The 2,581-nt window shown below is 33.2% G+C and carries 4 protein-coding genes; all 4 read left to right on the top strand.

Annotation, left to right across the window (positions count from 1 at the left end; genetic code table 11):
• The first annotated feature begins 68 nt into the window (after positions 1 to 68).
• Complete coding sequence (locus AFK68_RS02390) at positions 69 to 752, top strand: alpha/beta hydrolase (protein WP_094671335.1); 684 nt, start codon at positions 69 to 71, stop codon at positions 750 to 752.
• A 297-nt stretch (positions 753 to 1,049) separates the two neighbouring features.
• Entirely contained in the window at positions 1,050 to 1,490 is a 441-nt protein-coding gene (locus tag AFK68_RS02385; RefSeq protein WP_094671333.1) for a DUF5684 domain-containing protein, read from the top strand.
• A 64-nt stretch (positions 1,491 to 1,554) separates the two neighbouring features.
• The gene (locus tag AFK68_RS02380) at positions 1,555 to 1,716 is read left to right on the top strand and encodes a hypothetical protein (RefSeq protein ID WP_246843942.1); all 162 of its coding nucleotides are present in this window, start codon (positions 1,555 to 1,557) and stop codon (positions 1,714 to 1,716) included.
• A 9-nt stretch (positions 1,717 to 1,725) separates the two neighbouring features.
• Complete coding sequence (locus AFK68_RS02375; protein WP_094671329.1) at positions 1,726 to 2,199, top strand: DUF2752 domain-containing protein; 474 nt, start codon at positions 1,726 to 1,728, stop codon at positions 2,197 to 2,199.
• Positions 2,200 to 2,581 lie beyond the last annotated feature (382 nt).

The raw sequence follows: 2,581 nt of genomic DNA, 5'->3' as shown, positions 1-2,581 counted from the left end.
TGGCAAGACCAGGATTTTACAGGGAGAAACCGATGATGAATATTGCCAAGAAAATTCTCTGACTAAAAGTGGTTATTGGGCTGATAATTGTTGAGGGTTTTTCCGTTGTTAATGTGGGATATCGTTTGGCAGCACAGTCGTTAGCACCTGCTGCAGTCGCAGACTGTCGGTGTGCTTTAGATTGGGTGATGAGGAATGCTCAACAATACAATTTCGATCCTGAAAAAATTATTCTTAGTGGGTTTTCTGCTGGTGGTCACTTAGCTATGACAACTGCTTTGTTAACTCCTGATGTTGGTTTTGACTCTTTTTGCGAAGGTGATGAGGAATTAAACGTGGCAGCAATAGTTAATTGGTATGGTGTTACTGATGTCAAAGATTTGCTAGAGGGAGCAAATGTTCATGATTATGCTTTGGAATGGATGGGAAACCAGAGCGATCGCTTGGAAATAGGGGAACGTGTTTCTCCAATTAATTATGTACATTCTCAACTTCCGCCTATTTTTACTGTTCACGGTGATGCCGATCTAAGTGTGCCATATAATCATGCAGTAAGATTTCACGAAGCACTTAATCAAGCTAATGTACCGAATCAATTATTAACTATTCCAGGGGGTGGTCATGGAGAATTTAGTTATAGTGAAAATCTCAATATTTATGAAAATATTGAGTCTTTCCTCAGAAAATATGATTTGTTTAATTGTAAGGATTCAGCTATTAGCAGTCAGCTAACAGCAATTAATAATGAATAATTTACTTCTAAGGTTAGGGAAAGGGACTTTGGCAGTAACTTTTTATTGTTTCTCAATTTCAAAGGTTGCTTTTACATTCCTAAAATTAATAGCTAATAGCCGACGGCTGTTTGCGCAGCATTCCGCAGGAAATGCTTACGTTTAATTATTAAATTAGTTCAACTTAAAGCTAGGTATATGTAAGTCAAATTCTTTAAAAAAAACAAAATTTCGATGCTTATAATATTTTGACGATTAAAGTTTGCTTAGTTATAGATGAAAATCTCAATTGTTATTAATTTTAATGGATGAGGAAAAATGCTATATCTGAGTGAATTTTCATGGGTTAATTCAGCTATTGGTATGATGTTACCAATTTTCTTGGCACAGGAAGCAACAACTGAACTACCAGAAGTACCAGAGGTAGAACCAACTCAAATTGGAAGTGGTCTTATTGGATACTTAATAATGGCGTTTTTCTGCTATAAGATTTACCAAAAATTAAATGTTGAAAATGCCTGGTTTGCTTGGATTCCGATTTTAGGTACATACATTAATTTCAAAGCTGCTGATGAGGAAAATCCTGTTTTATGGACAATTTTATCTTGTATTCCATGTATTAATATTATTGCTTCGATTAAATTAATTATGGCTTGGGTGAGAATTTTCAAGAAGTTGGAAAAATCTCCCTGGTTACTGTTGATATGTATCATTCCTTGTGCAGTTTTATTTGTCTTTGGATATGTAGCATTTACCTAAAATATAATCAAGAATGGGGAGAATTTGAACAATGCTCAAACTTAAGTACAGGAAAATAATTTTTTTGATTCTTATTGCAATTCTGGCAGGAGGATCGATGGTTACTTATTCTCAATCAGAAACTAATTTCTGGCTCAAAACTGTCGAATTAGTCATATTTCAACAAATGGCAACAATTCTAATTTATCTAACTTGTTTTAGTTGGGATTTTTTGCGTAGTCGATAAAGAAATTGAATGGAAAAGTATTCAGAAAATTTATCTAATAAAGAGCGAAGTCAACGATATATTTATCTGGCGATCGCTCTTATTCCTATTATTGGTAGTTACCTATTTAATTTAGGTTTAAAAATACCATTTCTAGGATGTCCACTCTTACGTTATGTTGGTATACCTTGTCCTGGGTGGGGTTTGACTCGCTCTTTAATGGCAGTTGCACGAGGAGACTTTAGTCAGGCGATCGCTGATCATTTATTTGGTCTTATATTTTTTGCTTTGTTTCTAGTTGCAATTTTACATCTGGTTTTAGAATTAATAAATAATCGAAAGTTCCAAGTATTTTATATACGTTTAATTCAAAATAGTCAGTTTCAGATTTTTTGTTTTCTTGTTTTATTTGGTTATCATGGAACACGTCTACAAGAGTTATGGAAGTCTGGAGAACTGTCTAATTTTTTGATTCATTCAACCCTGGGAAATTGGTTACTTTAGCTGATTAGTCATAGTTATTTTTGTGCTTAAAGCAAAATTAAGTAGGTGGGTATGAAAAATTATCTTTATCACAGTCATTCATGCTAGAGGCAAAAAGTAATATGGAAGATGGTTTTGATGATTTGACTGCCTTACATACTTGTGTTTTTTTGTATTTTTCTACTTACTAAAATTCATTATATTTATCAAATTAATTATTTCTGCCAATTGTTAATTAATGACAGTACAAGATGATAGTCGAGAAAATGAACTTATCCAGTTATTTAACTTAGAAAGACCAGTCAATTTAAGTCGCAGTGGTACAGATGCAATCTTGACTTTAAATCAACTTAAAATTCCTTTTGAATTAAAATCAACTACAAAGACTTCTGTAACTACAGTT

The organism is Hydrocoleum sp. CS-953, assembly GCF_002260545.1.
Lineage (GTDB): Bacteria > Cyanobacteriota > Cyanobacteriia > Cyanobacteriales > Microcoleaceae > Trichodesmium.
This window is presented reverse-complemented; position numbering and strand designations above follow the sequence as displayed.

What these genes read in the sequence shown, in the direction of transcription:
- AFK68_RS02375 (WP_094671329.1), top strand. Translation starts at nt 1,726, where the DNA reads ATGGAAAAGTATTCAGAAAATTTATCTAATAAAGAGCGAAGTCAACGA.
- AFK68_RS02385 (WP_094671333.1), top strand. Translation starts at nt 1,050, where the DNA reads ATGCTATATCTGAGTGAATTTTCATGGGTTAATTCAGCTATTGGTATG.